Annotated in this window: 13 protein-coding genes and 2 pseudogenes; 6 read left to right on the forward strand and 9 right to left on the reverse strand. The window is 56.2% G+C overall.

Going from position 1 to position 18,150, the window contains the following annotated elements; translation table 11 throughout:
* The first annotated feature begins 853 nt into the window (after window positions 1-853).
* The 3 genes from AC4ANK_RS20965 (at window position 854) to AC4ANK_RS20975 (ending at window position 3,690) form a co-directional block, all read left to right on the forward strand.
* A complete protein-coding gene (locus AC4ANK_RS20965) occupies window positions 854-2,152 on the forward strand; it encodes a serine/threonine protein kinase (protein ID WP_031598501.1) in 1,299 nt (432 codons plus the stop codon).
* A complete protein-coding gene (locus AC4ANK_RS20970; protein WP_460384580.1) occupies window positions 2,145-2,957 on the forward strand; it encodes an MlaA family lipoprotein in 813 nt (270 codons plus the stop codon). The genes AC4ANK_RS20965 and AC4ANK_RS20970 overlap by 8 nt, the downstream gene beginning before the upstream one ends.
* 142 nt (window positions 2,958-3,099) lie before the next feature.
* The gene (locus AC4ANK_RS20975) at window positions 3,100-3,690 is read left to right on the forward strand and encodes a DcrB/PsbP domain-containing protein (RefSeq protein WP_002552548.1); all 591 of its coding nucleotides are present in this window, start codon (window positions 3,100-3,102) and stop codon (window positions 3,688-3,690) included.
* 32 nt (window positions 3,691-3,722) lie between these two features.
* On the opposite strand, the pseudogene AC4ANK_RS20980 reads toward AC4ANK_RS20975, so the two are convergent.
* Window positions 3,723-4,620 (reverse strand): annotated as a pseudogene (locus AC4ANK_RS20980) (LysR family transcriptional regulator).
* A gap of 109 nt (window positions 4,621-4,729) precedes the next feature.
* Between AC4ANK_RS20980 and AC4ANK_RS20985 the strand changes: the two are divergent.
* Window positions 4,730-5,932 (forward strand): MFS transporter, encoded by a 1,203-nt coding sequence (locus AC4ANK_RS20985; RefSeq protein ID WP_002552546.1) that lies wholly within the window; start codon window positions 4,730-4,732, stop codon window positions 5,930-5,932.
* Window positions 5,933-6,233: 301 nt separating this feature from the next.
* Window positions 6,234-7,310, forward strand: coding sequence for a diguanylate cyclase (locus AC4ANK_RS20990; RefSeq protein WP_460384578.1), 1,077 nt, complete (start codon window positions 6,234-6,236; stop codon window positions 7,308-7,310).
* 4 nt (window positions 7,311-7,314) lie between these two features.
* Here the strand turns inward: AC4ANK_RS20990 and AC4ANK_RS20995 are convergent, their stop codons facing one another.
* From AC4ANK_RS20995 to AC4ANK_RS21020, 6 genes and pseudogenes are all read right to left on the reverse strand, one after another.
* A complete protein-coding gene (locus tag AC4ANK_RS20995) occupies window positions 7,315-8,187 on the reverse strand; it encodes a hypothetical protein (protein WP_057442691.1) in 873 nt (290 codons plus the stop codon).
* A 232-nt stretch (window positions 8,188-8,419) separates the two neighbouring features.
* Complete coding sequence (locus AC4ANK_RS21000; protein ID WP_002552542.1) at window positions 8,420-9,139, reverse strand: hypothetical protein; 720 nt, start codon at window positions 9,137-9,139, stop codon at window positions 8,420-8,422.
* Window positions 9,140-9,322: 183 nt separating this feature from the next.
* A complete protein-coding gene (locus AC4ANK_RS21005; RefSeq protein ID WP_004657623.1) occupies window positions 9,323-9,592 on the reverse strand; it encodes a helix-turn-helix domain-containing protein in 270 nt (89 codons plus the stop codon).
* 473 nt (window positions 9,593-10,065) lie between these two features.
* A complete protein-coding gene (locus AC4ANK_RS21010; protein WP_002552541.1) occupies window positions 10,066-11,382 on the reverse strand; it encodes an MFS transporter in 1,317 nt (438 codons plus the stop codon).
* Between the two features lie 700 nt (window positions 11,383-12,082).
* A protein-coding gene (locus AC4ANK_RS21015) for an IS3 family transposase (protein WP_095077641.1) occupies window positions 12,083-13,434 on the reverse strand; the annotation gives its coding sequence in 2 pieces (ribosomal slippage) (window positions 12,083-12,975 and window positions 12,975-13,434; 1,353 coding nt in all).
* 231 nt (window positions 13,435-13,665) lie between these two features.
* Window positions 13,666-15,832 (reverse strand): annotated as a pseudogene (locus AC4ANK_RS21020) (TonB-dependent siderophore receptor).
* A gap of 300 nt (window positions 15,833-16,132) precedes the next feature.
* Between AC4ANK_RS21020 and AC4ANK_RS21025 the strand changes: the two are divergent.
* Entirely contained in the window at window positions 16,133-16,441 is a 309-nt protein-coding gene (locus AC4ANK_RS21025; RefSeq protein ID WP_002552539.1) for a PepSY domain-containing protein, read from the forward strand.
* A gap of 92 nt (window positions 16,442-16,533) precedes the next feature.
* Here AC4ANK_RS21025 and AC4ANK_RS21030 read toward each other — a convergent pair whose 3' ends face one another.
* Entirely contained in the window at window positions 16,534-17,697 is a 1,164-nt protein-coding gene (locus tag AC4ANK_RS21030; protein ID WP_002552538.1) for a PQQ-dependent sugar dehydrogenase, read from the reverse strand.
* A gap of 62 nt (window positions 17,698-17,759) precedes the next feature.
* Window positions 17,760-18,080: a hypothetical protein gene (locus AC4ANK_RS21035; RefSeq protein WP_002552537.1), complete on the reverse strand. Its 321-nt coding sequence runs from the start codon at window positions 18,078-18,080 to the stop codon at window positions 17,760-17,762.
* Window positions 18,081-18,150 lie beyond the last annotated feature (70 nt).

Consider the following 18,150-nt stretch of genomic DNA (forward strand, 5'->3'; position numbering starts at 1 on the left):
ATCAGCGACAAGCGCTGCTGAAAAACGTCTCAGCCTGCTCGTTTTATAAAACGAAACAGGATGTGTTACCGCCGACTCACATCCACCGGCCCGAACGGGTAACACGGGAACAGTTTTTCCAGCGCAGCCCACTCACCTCTTCCCGCAGAACAGCTAGATCTTTGTTTTAAAAGCACTTTGAAAAGTTGGCACAGCTTCTGCTATCTCTCTTGTACAACAAAAACAAGAAACGAAGCGGCAAACCAATAAAAACAAGACGTAACGGCTCTGACATAACAAGAACAAAACGGACAGAGGCGCAGCTAACAGATTTTTTTGGAGTGGATCAGCTTTACAGGGACCTTTCGGTGAAAGGCCTCGCGACCGGACAGAGAACAATAAAACTACCTTCAGGTAGCTCCCGAACCGGTGGGATCACGATGTTGTGCAGACAGGTGATTAAAGCGAGTCAGCGCTCAAAAAAATACGTTTGCTCTTGACCCCGAATGGGGGTCGCCCAACAACGCTGTAAAGGGACTGGCCGCCAACAACAATAACAGGCCGCCCTACAACAATAAAAAGAGCAGGTAAAACACATTGGAGGAGAGCTACGGCTCTCCTTTGTGTTTTTCGTCCCCAGGAAGCTGCAGCGTAGCGGCATGTAGCGGCAGTCAGTCCCCCGCCTGTATGGTCAAACCGAGCCAATCTACGTCGCCTGCGAAAAATAAACCGCATAACTGCATTGCAAAATCCAAAGAACGTGTATTGTTCCGTCATAATTTACACGGTTAACCGGTGGATGCGGCACTTTGGCACTACACCTTGGTCATAGCCTGCGTATCTCATCAGCACTTCTTTCCCAAGGGATTTAGTCATGCTCCGTTTTCTGCGCTTCGCTACCGTTATAGGTGGCTTGTGTTTAAGTGCGTCCGCTCTGGCAACCACCGTCGACTCTGCCATCTATGGCTACCCGCTGACTAATCCGTTTGAAGCGACCATTGCGACCACACCGCCTGATCTGCGCCCCGATCTGCCTGACGATGAAGACATCGATCAGGACGTCTACACCCTGAACCTGCATCCCGAGCGCGAGTTCACCCTGCCGGACAACTTCTGGGCGGTAAAAAAGCTGCACTATCGCCTGGCGAAGCAGGACCATGCCGCCCCGCTGATCTTCCTGATTGCCGGCACAGGCGCGCCGTATAACAGCACCATCAATGAATTCCTGAAAAAACTCTATTACGGCGCGGGCTACCACGTGGTGCAGCTGTCTTCGCCCACCAGCTATGACTTCATGAGCTCGGCCTCGCGCTTCGCCACTCCTGGCGTCTCCACCGACGACGCAGAAGACATTTATCGCGTCATGCAGGCCATTCGTGCCCAGCAGGCGCAACTGCCGGTGACCGACTATTACCTGACCGGTTACAGCCTCGGCGCACTGAATGCCGCCTTCGTCAGCAAACTGGATGAAACCCGCCGCAGCTTCAACTTCAAGAAAGTGCTGCTGCTCAACCCGCCGGTCAACCTTTACACCTCGATCAGCAACCTCGACAAACTGGTGCAGACCAACGTCAAGGGCATCAACAACACCACCACGTTCTACGAGCTGGTGCTGGCCAAGCTGACCCGTTACTTCCGGCAAAAGGGTTACATCGACCTCAACGATGCACTGCTGTTCGACTTTCAGCAGTCCAAGCAGCACCTGACCAATGAGCAGATGGCGATGCTGATCGGTACCTCGTTCCGCTTCTCGTCGGCCGACATCGCGTTCACCTCGGACCTGATCAACCGCCGCGGCCTGATCACGCCACCAAAATTCCCTATCTCTGAAGGCACCAGCCTGACGCCGTTCCTCAAGCGTGCCCTGCAATGCGACTTCGATTGCTACCTGACCGAACAGGTCATTCCGATGTGGCGCGCCCGCACTGACGGCGGTAGCCTGCTGCAACTGGTCGACCAGGTCAGTCTTTACGCACTCAAGGATTACCTGCACAGCAACACCAAGATTGCCGTCATGCACAACGCTGACGATGTGATTCTGGGCTCGGGTGATCTGGGCTTCCTGCGCAAGACCTTCGGGGATCGTCTGACCGTTTATCCGTACGGCGGGCATTGCGGCAACCTTAATTACCGCGTCAACACCGACGCCATGCTGGAGTTTTTCCGTGGCTAAACGTCTTTTACTTCTTGCCGCTCTGCTCTGTGCCGGCACAGTCCAGGCCGCTGACGCGGATACCAGCAACAAGGCTCAACACCCGGCTACTGTGGCCCGTCAGACCGATGCTGACGGTTTCACCCAGCCGCTGAAGTCGCTGCAATTCAACCCGGGGCTGGATCAGCGTGAATTCGAGCGCGCCTCCATTAACGCGCTGGAAGTCTACGACCCGCTGGAATCCTGGAACCGTCGGGTGTACCACTTCAACTACCGCTTTGATGAATGGGTGTTCCTGCCGGTCGTGGACGGCTATCGCTACATCACACCCGGCTTCGTGCGCAGCGGCGTGAGCAACTTTTTCAGCAACCTGGGCGACGTCTCCAACCTGCTGAACAGCCTGCTGCAGTTCAAGGGTGAGCGTTCGCTGGACACAACCGGTCGTCTGCTGCTCAACACCACCATCGGCATCGCCGGTCTTTGGGACCCGGCGACCATGATGGGCCTGCCGCGCCAGAGCGAAGACTTCGGCCAGACGCTGGGCTTTTATGGTGTTCCTGCCGGCCCTTATCTGGTGTTGCCATTGTTCGGTCCATCGAACCTGCGTGACACGGGCGGTATGCTGTTTGACTACACGGCTGAAAACCAGATCAACTTCCTGAACGTTGCCGAAGTCAGCGACGACCATCCGGAAATCACCGTGCTGCGTGCGATTGATCGCCGGTATGTCACCAGCTTCCGTTATGGCCAGCTGAACTCGCCATTCGAGTACGATAAAGTGCGTTACGTCTATACCGAGTCGCGCAAACTGCAGATCGCCGAGTAAGCGAAACGCAATAAAGGACGGCCAGCCGGAGTGATCCTGCTGGCCGTTTTTTTATGGGCACTTTTACCTGCCGGGCCACTCACATTCCTCGGGCACACAGGCCTCGATACATCTCCATTTAACAGACAAAAAAGGAATTTCCATGCGGTCTTTCGGTTTCAAGGCAATCGTTGTGTGTGTCGCACTGGCAGCCTGCCAGAGCATGGTCAGCGTTCAGGCCGCGACCAAGCCCCAGGCCGCCGCGCCTGCTGCCGCTGCGGTACAAAAGGCTTCGCTGCTGGGTGGCAAACTGGCGTTTACCATTCCTGCGGGCTACGTGCAGGGCGAGATGCCCGAGATTGACGCGAAGGCCAAGGCTCAGGGGGTGACGGGTGCGCTCTACACCAATGCCGCTGAAAAGCGCGTGCTAATCGTTACCGAGACGCCTATGCCAATGGGCGTGCAGGCCAGCGACAACGACGGCGTAGTGCTTGATGGCCTGGTCACCGGGATACTTGCCCAGCAGAGTACCGGCTACAAAGACTTCAAAAAGCTGGGTGACAAGAAGATCGTCAAGAAGAACGGTCTGGGTGTACGGCAGCTGGATACCTCCGCGACCATGAGCGACGCCCAGGTTCTGAGCACATCGATCATTGCCGCTTCGGGTGCCCGCGCAGCCGTGCTCAACGTGGTCTCCAACGCGAAAAACCCGAAGGAACACGCAGCGCTGGTGAAGGCCGTCATAGGCGAATGATTCGAGCATCGGGTGGCTCTGACCAGTATGGCTTAATCCACCCGCAACGCCTCTGACAGTCGCTCGACCAGCGCCTGCACCTTGGGCAATGACTCGCGGTTGCGCGGCCAGGCCAGATGCAGCGCCAAACCGTCAGTGGCCAGTTGTGGAAGGATCTCCACCAACTCGCCACGCTGCAACTGCTCCCTGATCAGCCAGGTCGCCAGCTGCGCAATGCCCCACGCCGAAGTCACCGCAGCCACCTGGGCTTCGCCGTTGCCGATAACCAGCCGCGCTTCGACAGCGCGAGCCTCACGCTGCCCTTGGTCGTCAACAAACAACCAAGGGCTGGTGCTGCCATCGCCACGACCAAACAGAATACATGCGTGACTGGCAAGGTCCTCGAACGTCGTCGGTACGCCGTGGCGCTCCAGATAAGCCGGTGCAGCACAAAAGATCACCCGCTCGGTGCCCAGGTAACGGTGCGCCACGCCCGCTGGCCAGACAGCAGGACCGCCGATGCGCACGGCCAGGTCGATACCTTCCTCAAGAATGTCAACGAAACGATCAGTGAAGGTTATCCGCGGACGCAGCTTGTGATGCTGCCCGGTGAAGGCGAGGATCAGCGGCAGCGCGTGCAAACGACCAAAGGTCGCAGGCAGATCGATACGCAGTTGTCCGGCGGGCTCTGTAAGCTGCGCCGCCAGCGCGGTTTCGGCAGCCTCCAGGTCGCGTGCATACCGCATGATAGGCCGCACCCTCCTCGGTCAGCGCCAGACTTCGGGTAGTGCGCTCGAACAGACGCATGCCCAGGCGGCTTTCCAGGCGTGCAACGCTTTTGCTGACTGCGGAATTAGTCAGACTCAAGCGGTCAGCGGCTGCCGTAAAGCTCCCAGCATTGGCAACGGCGACAAACGTTTCGATGCCCTTGAGGCGGTCAGTGGACAGCACATGGAAGACCAATTAGTGAATTTAAGTCCACAATGTACGGAATATTTGCCAAAGATAGGAATCATTTTCTGCAATAAGCTGGCGAACTTATTTTTTATGGGTTCGTATCATGCCGTCTCTGGAAACTGCCGCCTCCGGCACCAAGAGCGAAAGCTCGACCGGTGCTGGCTTGTCCATCGCGATCCTGGCGCTGGCTGGCTTCGTAATCGTTACCACTGAATTTCTCATCATAGGACTGCTGCCTTCACTGGCCCGCGATCTGGGAATTTCCATTTCTACTGCCGGTTTGCTGGTCACGCTATTCGCCTTCACGGTGATGCTGTTTGGCCCGCCGCTGACAGCCATGCTTTCGCACCTGGACCGCAAGCGTACGTTCATCGTCATCCTGCTGATTTTCGCGGCCTCCAACGCTCTGGCTGCGGTGTCGAGCAACATCTGGGTACTGGCACTGGCGCGATTCATTCCAGCATTGGCGTTGCCGGTGTTCTGGGGCACCGCCAGTGAAACCGCAAGCCTGCTGGCCGGACCGAAGCGCGCTGGCAAGGCTGTGGCGCAGGTCTACCTCGGTATCTCTGCAGCCATGCTGTTCGGCATCCCGCTGGGCACAGTATTTGCCGATGCAGTGGGCTGGCGCGGCGCGTTCTGGGCGCTGACGCTGCTGTCTGCATTAATGGCAGTGCTGCTGGCGTTGTCGATGCCACGTATTGAACCTACCGCAAAGGTAGGCCTCGCCGAGCAGGCAAAAATCCTGCGAGATCCGCTGTTCCTCGCCAACCTGCTACTGTCCATTTTACTGTTCACTGCCATGTTTGGCGCCTACACCTACCTGGCAGATACGCTGGAACGCATCGCAGGTATCGAGTCGGCTCAAGTAGGTTGGTGGTTAATGGGCTTTGGTGCAGTCGGCCTGATCGGCAATGCGTTGGGTGGCCGGTATGTGGACCGCAGCCCGCTGGGCTCAACCATGGTGTTTGCGCTGCTGCTGGCGCTGGGCATGACCGCAAGCGTACCTGCCGCAGGCTCGATGCCGTTACTGGCCGTGGTGCTGGTGATTTGGGGTATTGCCCACACAGCGTTGTTCCCTATCTGTCAGATCAGGGTGATGAAAGCGGCACCGCAGGCTCAGGCACTGGCAGGAACCTTGAACGTCTCGGCCGCCAACGCAGGTATAGGTCTGGGATCGATCATTGGCGGTCTGACCATTGAGCATCTGGGCCTGAATGCAGTTGGATATGTCGCAGCCGTCGTTGCATTGCTGGCCATTGCTGTCGCCTGGATGACCGGGATTCAGAAAAACAAGGCAGCCGCATAACCTGGCCCGGCTCGATTAGCCGGATGTCACCGGGCAGTACTTTTGCAAAGACGCAACTACACTGCCCGGTTATTCCAGTGTGCCGCTGCTTGTGTGTTTCGTCATATTTTTGAACCTGTTTCCTGGCTGTTTTTGTCAGTTAATTGACTCCGAAACATGCAAGCCTTCCCAATGTGCAGCTAATTGACACAGCACTGCAAAATGCTCTTCCCATGACACTGTCGAACGCTCAAACTCCAGCCTTTCGGTCAAGGAGTCATGGTTTCTGACCGATTCAAGACGTTATGTCCGGTAAGGAACTATGAGCTCATATCACCGCAAGGGACTGGCATTCGCCAAGCGGATCTACGCGCCGAGATCTCTCGGTGTCAGCGTTGGCTTTATTACTGTCGCTGTGTCTTTGTATTACGTGAATGCCGCACACTGGCTTTGGACGCTGGCACTGCTCAATGCCTTGGTCTGGCCACATGTTGCTTACCAGATTGCGAAAAAGTCGCGCGAACCCTATCAGGCTGAATGGCGCAATCTGCTCTTCGATTCGCTGATGGGCGGGTTCTGGATTGGCGCGATGGGCTTCAGTGCCGTTCCCGGCGTTACGGTCATCGCGATGATGGCCATGCATAACATGGCTGCTGCCGGGCCACGCCTGATGCTGCAAGGCTTGTGCGCACAGGCACTGGGTGTACTGATCTCGCTGGCCTTGCTCAACCCTGCTGTCAATCTGCATGGCAACATGGCACAGATCTACGCCTGCCTTCCCGTACTGGTGATTTACCCTATTTTCATCGGCTGGATGAGCCATCAGGTCACCCTGAAGCTCTGGGAGCATCGCAACATCCTGCGCAAAATAAGCCGCACCAACAGCCTCACTGGACTGCTCAATCATGGCGCATGGAAAGACCTGCTTGATCTGGAGTACGTAAAAAGCCAGAACCAGCATCAGCAGTGCGTCATCGCACTGATCGACATTGACCATTTCAAAGTCATCAACGATACCTATGGCCACCTCATGGGCGATACAGTGCTGCAGAACATCAGTGAAGCACTGATGGAAAACCTGCGTGACTCGGATCTGATCGGACGTTGTGGCGGGGATGAGTTCTGCGTCATTCTGCCGGACACCCACTTGTTTCAAGCGCGGGAAATCCTGGAGCGCACGCGTCTGGCGATAGATGAAATGACCTACTCTCTGCAGCGCGATCTCAAGGTCAGCCTCAGTATCGGCATAGCCGCCTACTCTCCTGAACTGCCGGATGCCTCATCCTGGTTGCACGAAGCAGACAAGGCGCTGTACCTCGCCAAAAGCACCGGTCGCAACTGCGTGGCCAGCGCTCAGGATATGCCGTCAGAGCTCCAGCCACTGAGTGCCGATGCCTGACCGGTCAACGCCGGTTCTTGAACAGAACGTCAAACAGGGATGAGAAGTTCTTGATGCCCATCGCCTTCATGAACGAGTTGCGCATGTCTTCTCGCAGGCTTTCCAGGGTGATTTCCTTGGGTTTTGTGGTTTTTTGAGCGGGTATGCCGGTTTCCCGAATGTCACCCTCGCCAGGGGCGTACTTTTCCTTTGACAGAGTTCTAATGTAGTCGTTTTTCTGGCTTTTATAGGTAGCATAGTCAGGTCCAAGTTGCTGGTCCCTTTCCCCCGACGTCGAAAAACGATTGATGACTTTTTCCATGAACTCAAAGTGGTTGTGACCAAGGGCACCGTAGTCTTTGTCCGTGATAAAACGAATAAAACCCTGATCCAGCCGTGTCGTTGTTAAAGCGCTTCCCTCAATAATACGCTTGGCCGTCGCCGCATTTGTATCTGTAAAACTGTAAAAGACCTTGTGCCCTTCCATGTCATAGGTCTTGCCTTGGTTATGACGAGACCAGATCCTTCCATCGTCTTTCTCCCTGTAGGATGCCAGCCCAAACGCCAAGTCATCGACGTAGAAAAGATCAGCCCCCTGATCTCTGGCCCACTCATAAACCTCGCCAAGAAGCCTCCGGTCATCCCGTGTTAAAAAAGAGGTTTCAGGCATGGACGTGCCGCACTCTGCCTTACCCAGCATGGGTGCTGGAAATTTAGGGTCTGTCAGTCCGAAAATTCTCTGCTTGAGAATCGCCCCGCCACTGATTGTCACGGAGGGGTCCAAAAAGTTTGTATGACTGGATGAGTTAGCAAGAACGGGTATTTTTTTAGAGGCTATTTTTTCATCGAGTTGCCTTGCTGTTACCAGCGCTTCTATTCCAGAGCTGATCACCCGCATAATGTGGACTCCTGGCCTATAGAACCCCTGACGCTTATCGTCAGGGGTCGACAATCAATACGTTAAATGAAAGGTGACTGTTTCCGCCCCCAACGGCTTACTTTGCCAATTTTCTACTTACAGAGTTTCAACACCACCGCTGAAAAAATCGTGAACCGCCGAATGACTTTATATATCCATGTAAAATACTTCTCAGAGAAAGTATTAATCCATGGGTACCCAGAGCAGGTTCTCAATCAATCGAAAACTCAAAAGAGGAAAGATTTTCCAACAGCCATGCAGGGGTATGTACTTCAAGCAGTGCGCTAATGGGCTGCTCCATGATCAACTTGCCGTAGAGGGTCTCTTCCTGCTCCAGATGGGCAAGCTGGGTGGTGCGATAATTGAGCGGGTAGATGCTCTTTTCGATCGGCAGTAATCGGTCGAAGTGTTCGAGCAGGCCGTGGAAGACGATTCGTCGCTCGACTGTGTTCCGTGTGGTGGCAATGAGTTTGACGAAGTACTCACTGTCCTGGTGCCGCAGTGCTTCACCGGCAGTGTAACGCTCGACCAGCGTGTGCAGCGATGCGTCATCGAACACGATGCAACACAGGTCTTCGCGCAACAGGCCTTTGAACGGGTTGTCGACCGCTGGCCGGCGGCCGTGCAAGCCCAGGATGAACTGTACAGCCTGCTCGGCCAGCCACTTGCGCTTGCGCCCCTCAAGCCGCTCGACCTCTTCGATCAACGGGGCCTGGCGTCCATGCGAGCGAACCTGTCGGCAGAGTTTGGCAAACAGGCCAACGGGGCCGGACAGTTTTTGCTGTTGCTCGGCAAGTTGCGTCACCGAAAGTGCCGACTGACGGGTTGCCAGGCGATGGAAGTCTGTTGTGAGATTCAAACCGGGCCGATGCGGATCCAACCGCAATGACTGATCGGACTCAGACCGGCCCCGAACAAAACAAACAGTCATGATTGCTCCTTTTTATTCTTTACGGTTTGCCGTAAGGACGAACTTCAGAAATCCCCTGTTCCGGGCAGCCAGATAGCCGAACACCGAAAAGCAACCGTAGTGCAACATTGAGATTATTGACCTTGGGGCGCTATCCCGATAACGCTGATCGCCCTGACAAGATATATTCTGTGACAAGACACATTATGTATGTGCTGACTCGTTACGCAATCCGACAGATGTAGGGGGTCGGTTACTTTTTCCCGGAAGCAAGATAGAAACACAACGCGCCATAAGCTCGACACGGGTCTTTACACGGCTCTTTCTTAGTAGCGAAGACACGTGATCGCGAACCGTATAGTCACTGATACGGAGCTGCCTGGCGATTTCCTTGTTCGTACAGCCCTGCAACAGCAGGCCAAGAACCTCTTGCTCTCTCATTGTCACCTCCATACTACTTCCCCTTGCCATCATTTTGCCCTAGAGCAAATTTGTAGGATGTTTCTTACACTCGTCTTCCATGACCTAAAAAGTAAATCGGCACAGAAATCATTTTATTTAGTATTGTTTTTCATTAAACCCGAATAAAAACCAAAACCTTGCCAAAAACAAAGACCTGTAAGAATAATCGTTAATTAATAAACGACTGAAGAAATCTCCTACAGAAAATACAGAAAAATTACGACTATCAATTTAATGAAATCATAAATAACCCGCCAGCCGAGCCACGTTGGAATCGTGGCAGGCAAGAGCACACCAGCTCAATAAATAAAAATAATATAGAGGGGCGCAAGATAGACTTGAGCAAACAGAATTACAATCACTTGTTACAATTGACAGCGCCTGACTTGAGGAACTTTCTTGATATGTTTCATTTGCGAAAACCGCCCACAGAGATGAGCGGCTGAGTGCGAGAAAGAGGCGCGCCAGCAGGAACAGGCTTGGCGCTATCCGCTTCTGCCGGTTGCAAGGTCATCTACCACTACACCCCGGCGCAGGCCGAATACCGCTGCGGTCGTCAGACCCACAATCCCCATGACCAGGCTGTAAAGCACGCAAACCCAGATATTCCAGGGCATCAGCGCGATGAGCAGCAATGGCGTGGTACTCGCCCAAAAAGCGTAGGCAATGTTGTAAGTGAACGAGATGCCTGACACACGAATGTTCGCAGGGAACAGTCCGACCATCACCGAAGGCACCACGCCGACAACCCCGCAGGCCAGCCCTGCAATGGCGTAGGCGATACCCAGCGGCATCCATTGCTGGATGAGGCTGGCGTAAAGCACGCCTATACCCAGCGGCAGCAGCAGGCTGTAGATGATGACCCCGCGCCACGCACCGATGCGGTCAACCAGCATGCCTGCCAGCACGCAGCCGATATTGAGGAAGACGATGCCCACTGCGCTCAGGGCGAAGGTATTGCTGGCGCTGATCCCGAAGCGCTGCTGCATGACCGTCGGGGTAATCACCACCAGCACGACCACCGCGGACGTCAGCACAAACGTCAACAGCGCGGCAGGCAGCAAGGATTGGCGATGATCGCGCAGGACCTGGCCAAGCGGCAGTGCAGGCAGGTTTTCACGCTGGGCGTGCATTGCGATGAACACTGGCGTTTCGTTCAGCCAGCGACGCAGCCAGACGCCCACTACACCGAAAACGCCGCCAAGCAGAAACGGAATGCGCCACGCCCAGTCAAGGATCTCACCCGGGCTGAAGACCCTTGCCAGCCATGTTGCGGTCAGCGCACCGAGCAGGTATCCAAACGTCAGACCGGCTTGCAAAACCCCGAGTGCGTAGCCGCGATGCCCCTGGGGTGCGTGCTCTGCCACGAAGACCCAGGCACTGGGTACCTCGCCGCCGACCGCTGCGCCCTGCAGAATGCGTAACGCCAGCAGCACCAGCGGCGCCCAGTAACCAATCTGTGCGTAGGTGGGCATGATGCCGATCAGCAGACAAGGCAGGGCCATCATCAGAATACTCAGGCTGAACACCCGCTTGCGTCCCAGCCGGTCGGCAAAATGCGCCATCAGAATGCCGCCCAGCGGGCGTGCGAGATAGCCTGTCACGAAGATCCCGAAGCTTTGCAGCAGACGCAGCCACTCGGGCATGTCGGGCGGAAAAAACAGCTGGCTGAGGGTCAGCGCAAAGAATACGAAGATAATGAAGTCGTAGATTTCCAGCGCGCCACCCAGCGCCGCAAGACCCAGGGTCTTGTAGTCGGCTCTGCTGAAGGGCTGGGGAGTGGATTGAACGATGGCCGTCATGAAGCCCCCGAAACATGGCTGAAAAAAGCGCCTGGCGCTCACAGGGCGCGAAGAATAGCAAAGCTTGCGGGCGCACTGATACGGAGCTGAGGCCTGTAGCGGGAACGATGATCGCAACTATCGTGCGGCGCTCCGCGTCGCATGTCGTTTCTGGACGCTCCGCGTCCTCTTGACGACGCAGAGCGTCATGAACTTCACTCCCACGCTGGAGCGTGAGGAACGATCACTTCAACTATCGTGCGGCGCTCCGCGTCGCATGCCATTTCTGGACGCTCCGCGTCCTCTTGACGACGCAGAGCGTCGTGAACTGCATTCCCACGCTGGAGCGTGAGGAACGATCACTTCAACTATCGTGCGGCGCTCCGCGTCGCATGCCGTTTCTGGACGCTCCGCGTCCTCTTGACGACGCAGAGCGTCGTGAACTGCACTCCCACGCTGGAGCGTGAGGAACGATCACTTCAACTATCGTGCGGCGCTCCGCGTCGCATGCCGTTTCTGGACGCTCCGCGTCCTCTTGACGACGCAGAGCGTCGTGAACTGCACTCCCCCCACGCTGGAGCGTGTGGAACGATCACTTCAACTATCGTGCGGCACTCCGCGTCGCATGCCGTTTCTGGACGCTCCGCGTCCTCTTGACGACGCAGAGCGTCGTGAACTGCACTCCCACGCTGGTGAACTGCCCCCCAAAAGTTGGACGGTTTTAGCTTGCCGCCTGAGCCCTGTATTTTACGGGGCTTTGGCCGTTGAGCTTCAGCTTGATGCGGTCATGGTTGTAGTAGTGGATGTACTCATCCAGACCTGCTTTCAACTCATCGATGCTTTCAAACTGTTTCAGGTAGAAAAACTCGGATTTCAGTGTACCGAAAAAGCTTTCCATTGCCGCATTGTCCAGGCAGTTGCCCTTACGGGACATGCTTTGTTTGACGCCTCGTACCGATAGCTTATGGCGATACTGCGCGTGTTGATACTGCCAGCCCTGGTCCGAGTGCATCACAAGCTTCGGCTCGTCCTGCAACTGCTGAAGCGCCTTGTCCAGCATGCTGGTGACCAGCTCAAAGCTCGGCCTTGTCGACACTTCATACGCCACGATTTCACCGTTGTACAAGTCCATCACGGGTGAGAGATACAGCTTTCGATTGCCTACCTTGAACTCAGTCACATCGGTCACCCACTTCTGGTTCGGGCGTTGCGCGCTGAAATTGCGCTCCAGCAAATTCGGCGCAATGGTTCCGATTACGCCCTTATAGGAGCGGTATTTTTTGGGGCGCACCACTGATCGCAGGCCCAGTTCTGCCATCAGTCGTTCTACAACCTTCTTGTTGACCAAAATACCTGCAGTGCGAATGACCGCCGTGATACGCCGAGCGCCATAAAGGCCTTTCTCCTCGTGGTAAATGCTTTCGACTAACTGTTTCAAAGCAGCATAGGGATCGGGTCTGGATTGCACCTGAACCTGATAGTAAAACGTGCTGCGTGCCAAGCCCGCCAGCCTCAGCAGAGCGCAAAGCGGGAACCGGCCCCTCAGTTGCTTGATGCTCAGGGCTTTTTCGGTTGCCGTCGTTTCTGCTCCTTCAGCTCTTCCAACTTTTTTAGGTAAGCGTTCTCCATGCGCAGATATTCAAGCTCGCTCATCAACTGGTCGCGCGTCTTCTGCGTATCGTCGGCGGTTACTGGTTTGGCGGGATAAGGCTTCTTTGGCATGGCGACAGGCTTTCTTCTGGCAGGAACATACGGGGCTGTACCGCTACTGTAATGCCGCTTTTCCCAAATGACTATTTGGCCGGGATCCCCGATACCAAAATGCGCAGCGGCCTGACGGAGCGATAGCTTGTGTTCACGCCTGTGCTCAAGCACTGAGCGCTTGAAAGCTTCGCTGTATCGAAGACCAGGCTTGCGATGGCCGGTGTGACCATGACTCTTGTAGTTAGCGACCCAGCGTCGAAGCAGGCTGAAATCGATCGAGAACTGGCGGGCTACCATACGAAAGCCCATGTTGTCTTCAAGATACGCTTTGACGACAGTGAGCTTGAACTGCTCTGAATACTTACCCATTTGAACACCCCCGTGAGGTCGGATTGGTGTCCAACTTCTTGGGGGCAGTTCACTGGAGCGTGAGGAACGATCACTTCAACTATCGTGCGGCGCTCCGCGTCGCATGCCATTTCTGGACGCTCCGCGTCCTCTTGACGACGCAGAGCGTCGTGAACTGCACTCCCACGCTGGAGCGTGTGGAACGAGAATCCCGACGATCGTGCCAACGCTCCGTGCAGTAGAGCCCGCCCACTAAAAGTTGACGGTGGCCGACAATCTTGCCGTTCTGGGTGCGCCCATGAATAGGTAGTCGTCACCCAGATACTCCCCGGCATCACGCCAGTAGCGTTTGTCGAAGAGGTTGTCGACGGTCAGGCGCACGACAGTGTCGTAGCCGCTGATTCGGGTGCTGTAACGGCTGCCGATATTGAACAGTGTGTAGTCATTGACCTGCACGGAGCCTTCACGGTCAGCGTACTTGCTGGCGCTGTACTGCATCCCGCCGAGTAAGGCGAGCCCGGGCACCGGCAGGCTATAGTCCGCTTGCAGGGTGCCACGGTATTTGGGCACATTGAGGGCCTGATGATCGTCATAGGCCTCGGTGCCGCTGCCCTCGACTCGCGCCCGGATGGCCGCCGCACTGGCGGATATCTGCAGGCGGTCGGTCACCCAGCCACTCGCGCCCAGTTCAAGCCCGGTGTTTTTCTGCTCGCCTTGCTGCACATAGGTAAACGTGCCGTCATCGTTGGGCCTGGAATACTGGTAAGCCTGACGGGCTTGAAACACTGCGGCCGTCAGGCTCATACGCTGCCAGTCATACTTGATACCCGCTTCCAGTTGTCGAGACACGGTGGGCGCAAGAATTTCACTGGCGTTGGTAGTGAACCAGGCAGCTGTCCCGCCCAGCGAGAGGCCTTTGCTGTAGCTGGTGTAGAGCGAAACGTTGTCCACCGGTTTGTAGATCAATGCCGCCTGCGGCAGGAACACGTAACGCTCGGTGTGTCTTGCGTCGCTGCCGTCTTCGGTAAACGCCTGCTCGTCGAGCCGCACTTGTCGCCCGCCCAGCACGGTCTGCCAGTGCTCGTTGAAACTGATCCGGTCGGTGATAAACAGCCCGTACTGGCGGCTGTCCAGACGGCGCTCGGTATGTGGCAGTGTCAAAGGCGACGGTGCCACCGATTCAGGCGACTCGTTGATCGTGCCCGAGCCGACGAATTCATTGAAGGTCCCGCGCGTGTCCACGGTGCGGCGGTAGGCGCTGGTGCCGAAGGTCAGCTCGTGCCCCAGTGATCCGGTATTGAACGTACCGGACATTGCCGCTTCGACCTCGTCGTTACGGCGCGTGTCGTCCGGGCTGCGGAAGTCGTAGATGTCGTAGCCACCCTCAGCGCTGAAGTGGTTGGGTACCGCTTCGGCTGCGCAGCTGGCCGAGCCGTAACAGCCCCACGCAAAGGCGCTGTAGTCATCAATGACCACGCGACTGCGCGACGCACTCAGGCTGCCCTTCCAGCTGTCGTTGAACCGGTATTCGAAACGCCCGCTCATGTTCAGCGAGTCGATGCCCACCGGATTGGACCAGTTTTGATAGCCCAGCAGCTTGCGTGGCGAGGCGTCGTGAGGCAGCACCGTGCCGCCGAGCAATTGATAACCGGGCACAGAGCGCTGCTCTTTGCTCTGATACTCGATGTCGAGTTGCAGCAAGGCGCGCTCGCTGATGTTCCAGTCGAAGGCCAGCGAGGCGAAATCACGCTGGCCGTCGGCGTGCTCGACGTACGAGCGAATGTCTTCATGGGCCAGGTTGGCGCGCAGCCCGAACTGCTGTTCGCTGCCGAACCAGCCGCCGACATCGGTCGCGAGGTAGCGCTCGCCGTGTTCGTTGGTAGAGACCGTTACCGACCGGACATCCTGCGCGCGCTTGGTCTGATAGTTAATGACACCACCGGGCTCTGAAACGCCGCTCTGCAAGCCGGACAGCCCCTTGAGCAACTCGACCTGCTGCTTGCGCCACGTTCTGCTCGCCGGCAATGCTGCGGCCGTTGATGCGATAACTGTTGGCCGCGTTCAATGAGAAGCCGCGCACCACAAAGTTTTCGTAATAGCCTACCGGCGCATAGCCGTCGCCGACCGAGGCATCGTTGCGCAGCACGTCACTCAGCAGTTTTGCCTGACGGTCCTTGATCAGCGCTTCGCTGAACACTGAAACCGAGGCAGGCGTATCCAGCAGCGAAGCCTGATCAAACCCGTAAATCGACGCCCGACCAGCTTTATAGTCGCTGGCACCTTCCTGTTCGCTGAACCCGGTCACGTTGACCGCGTCCAGAGTGAGCGGATCCGCAGCCATTAGCTGCGAGGCAACAGCCATGCCCAACGGTAACAATCGCCAGGCATGACGCATGGCAGGTCGGTAGGGCGTACTCATCGATCAGACTCCGCAAGGACAGGTGCCTGGACAGACGCGATGCACCTTCCGGCAGGGGGCCAACCTTTTACGTTCACTGCCGGTTTTTTTCAACCTTTGCGTGACGGTCTGCCGGTAAACGAATGACGCGGAAAAACTCTACTTACGTATCAGGGAAAGAAGCCACCGCAAAAAACGTTGCGCACCGGAATAATTAAGCATGAATTAAGTAAGTGTGGCTAATCTGAATTCAACAAAACCGCTGAACCAATCAGCGTGTCACGAATCCATTGAAACAGATCAATCAGAAAGGAATACCCTATGAAACTTATGCCTGCCGTCTTCGCCGCTGTTGCCCTCACTGCTGTTGCAGATGCCGCCCAGGCCGACGTTGGTCCCGATGAAGTGATCCGCCTTTACAAGTCTCAGGCATTGGGTGACTTTGAACAGTTCAACAAGCAGGCCGTTGCCAAGCACACAGGCTTCACGGTCCACGATACCGAGCTGGAAAAAGAACGCGACGGCCGCCTGGTCTATAAGATCGAACTGAAAGACGCCAAGGGTGTGGAATGGAACTACGACGTCGATGCCAAGACGGGCGAAGTGGTACGTGACGCAAAGGATAACTGATCCGACTGCCCCAACAGTTATCGCACCGAGAAACCATAAGAAAACTCCCACTACATTGTGGGAATTTTCTTTTTCAAAGGTTTAACAGGTTATTACTGAGCCAACCCGACTTTCAGTAACTTCCCCTTGTCTTCATCCGTCAACAAATACAAGTAACCGTCCGGCCCCTGACGCACATCGCGTATCCGCTGTTTCATGCCTTTCAACAGCCGTTCTTCATGAACGATCTTGTCGCCATCAAATTGCAGCCTGATCAATTCCTCAGTGGCCAGCGCGCCGATGAACAGATTGTGATCCCACGCCTTGAACAGGCTGTGGTCATAGAACGCCATACCGCTGATGCCCGGTGACACTTCCCAGACCTGAAACGGTACTTTTGTGCCTTCGACAAACTTGCCTTTGGCTTCCGGAATCGGCTCGCCCGAATAATTGATACCGTGGGTCGCAATCGGCCAGCCGTAATTCTGGCCACGTTCGATGATGTTCAATTCATCGCCGCCCTTGGGCCCATGCTCGTTGGTCCACAACGTACCGGTCCACGGGTTGAGCGCTGCGCCCTGCTGGTTGCGATGGCCGTAGGACCAGATCTCGGGCCGGACGTTTTTCTGCCCGACAAAAGGGTTGTCTTTCGGCACACTACCATCCGGATAGATACGTACGATCTTGCCTTGCAGCTTGTCCAGGTCTTGCGCAGTGGGACGATCGTTGTTCTCGCCCAGCGCGATAAACAGATAACCGTCGCGATCGAATACCATCCGCGCGCCGAAGTGGTTGCCCACCGAGAGTTTTGGTTGCTGACGGAAGATAACCTCGAAGTCTTCCAGACGGGTCATGTCTTTGGACAGACGACCACGCCCTGCCGCAGTACCCGCAGTATCTCCCTCGGCAGCGGTTTTGCCACTGCCTTCGGAGTAGGTCAGGTAGACCATGCGGTCCTTGGCGAAGTCCGGGGAAAGCACGACGTCGAGCAGCCCACCCTGTTTTCTTGCCCAGACTTGCGGCACACCGGAAAGCGGCTCGGATAATTTGCCGTCCGCCGACACGATACGCAGGTTGCCGGAGCGCTCCGTCACCAGAATGCCCTGCTTGTCAGGCAGAAATGCCAGTGCCCATGGGTGATCCAGACCTTCGGCAACCGGGGTGACCGTGACGGTGCCTTGTTCGCTTTTGTAGGTTTCCGGGGCGGCGCTTGCCGTCAGCGGCAGGCTCAGAATGGCAGCAGCACACCAAGTGGCGATCAGGGTTTTTCTAAGCATGAGCGTTTCCTTATGCATTGAGTCGACGTCCCGCGGTGAAACGGGCTCGCTTGGTTGAAGATTCAGTTGGCGCGGCTGGGGTCGGTTGTCGGCGTAGAGGGACGCGGAGCATTCTGGCGCGTGGGGTAGCCGTTGCCGATACCGCCGTTCTCCAGCGTAGGCCTGCGCACAGGAGGCGCAATATTGGAGCCGGGCGCGCGGGGCGTGATTGACTCGGTGCCCTGACGGCTGTTGGGGTTGGAGCGCTTGATCGGGCTGTTATAGGGGTTGCTGCTGGCGCCGTTGTTGAGTGTGCTGTTTGGCAGTGTCTGCGCCTGAACAGCACCGATGCCACATGACGCAACCAGCACGCCCCCTACAAGATTGCGCAAAAAACTGTTCATCACTACCTCTTGGCAAAGGTGAAACTGCGGGGTAACCGTGAAGACTCAGGCCTTTGACGGCAGCCCAGGC

The sequence above is a fragment of the Pseudomonas sp. Pmew2 genome (genome assembly GCF_058129885.1).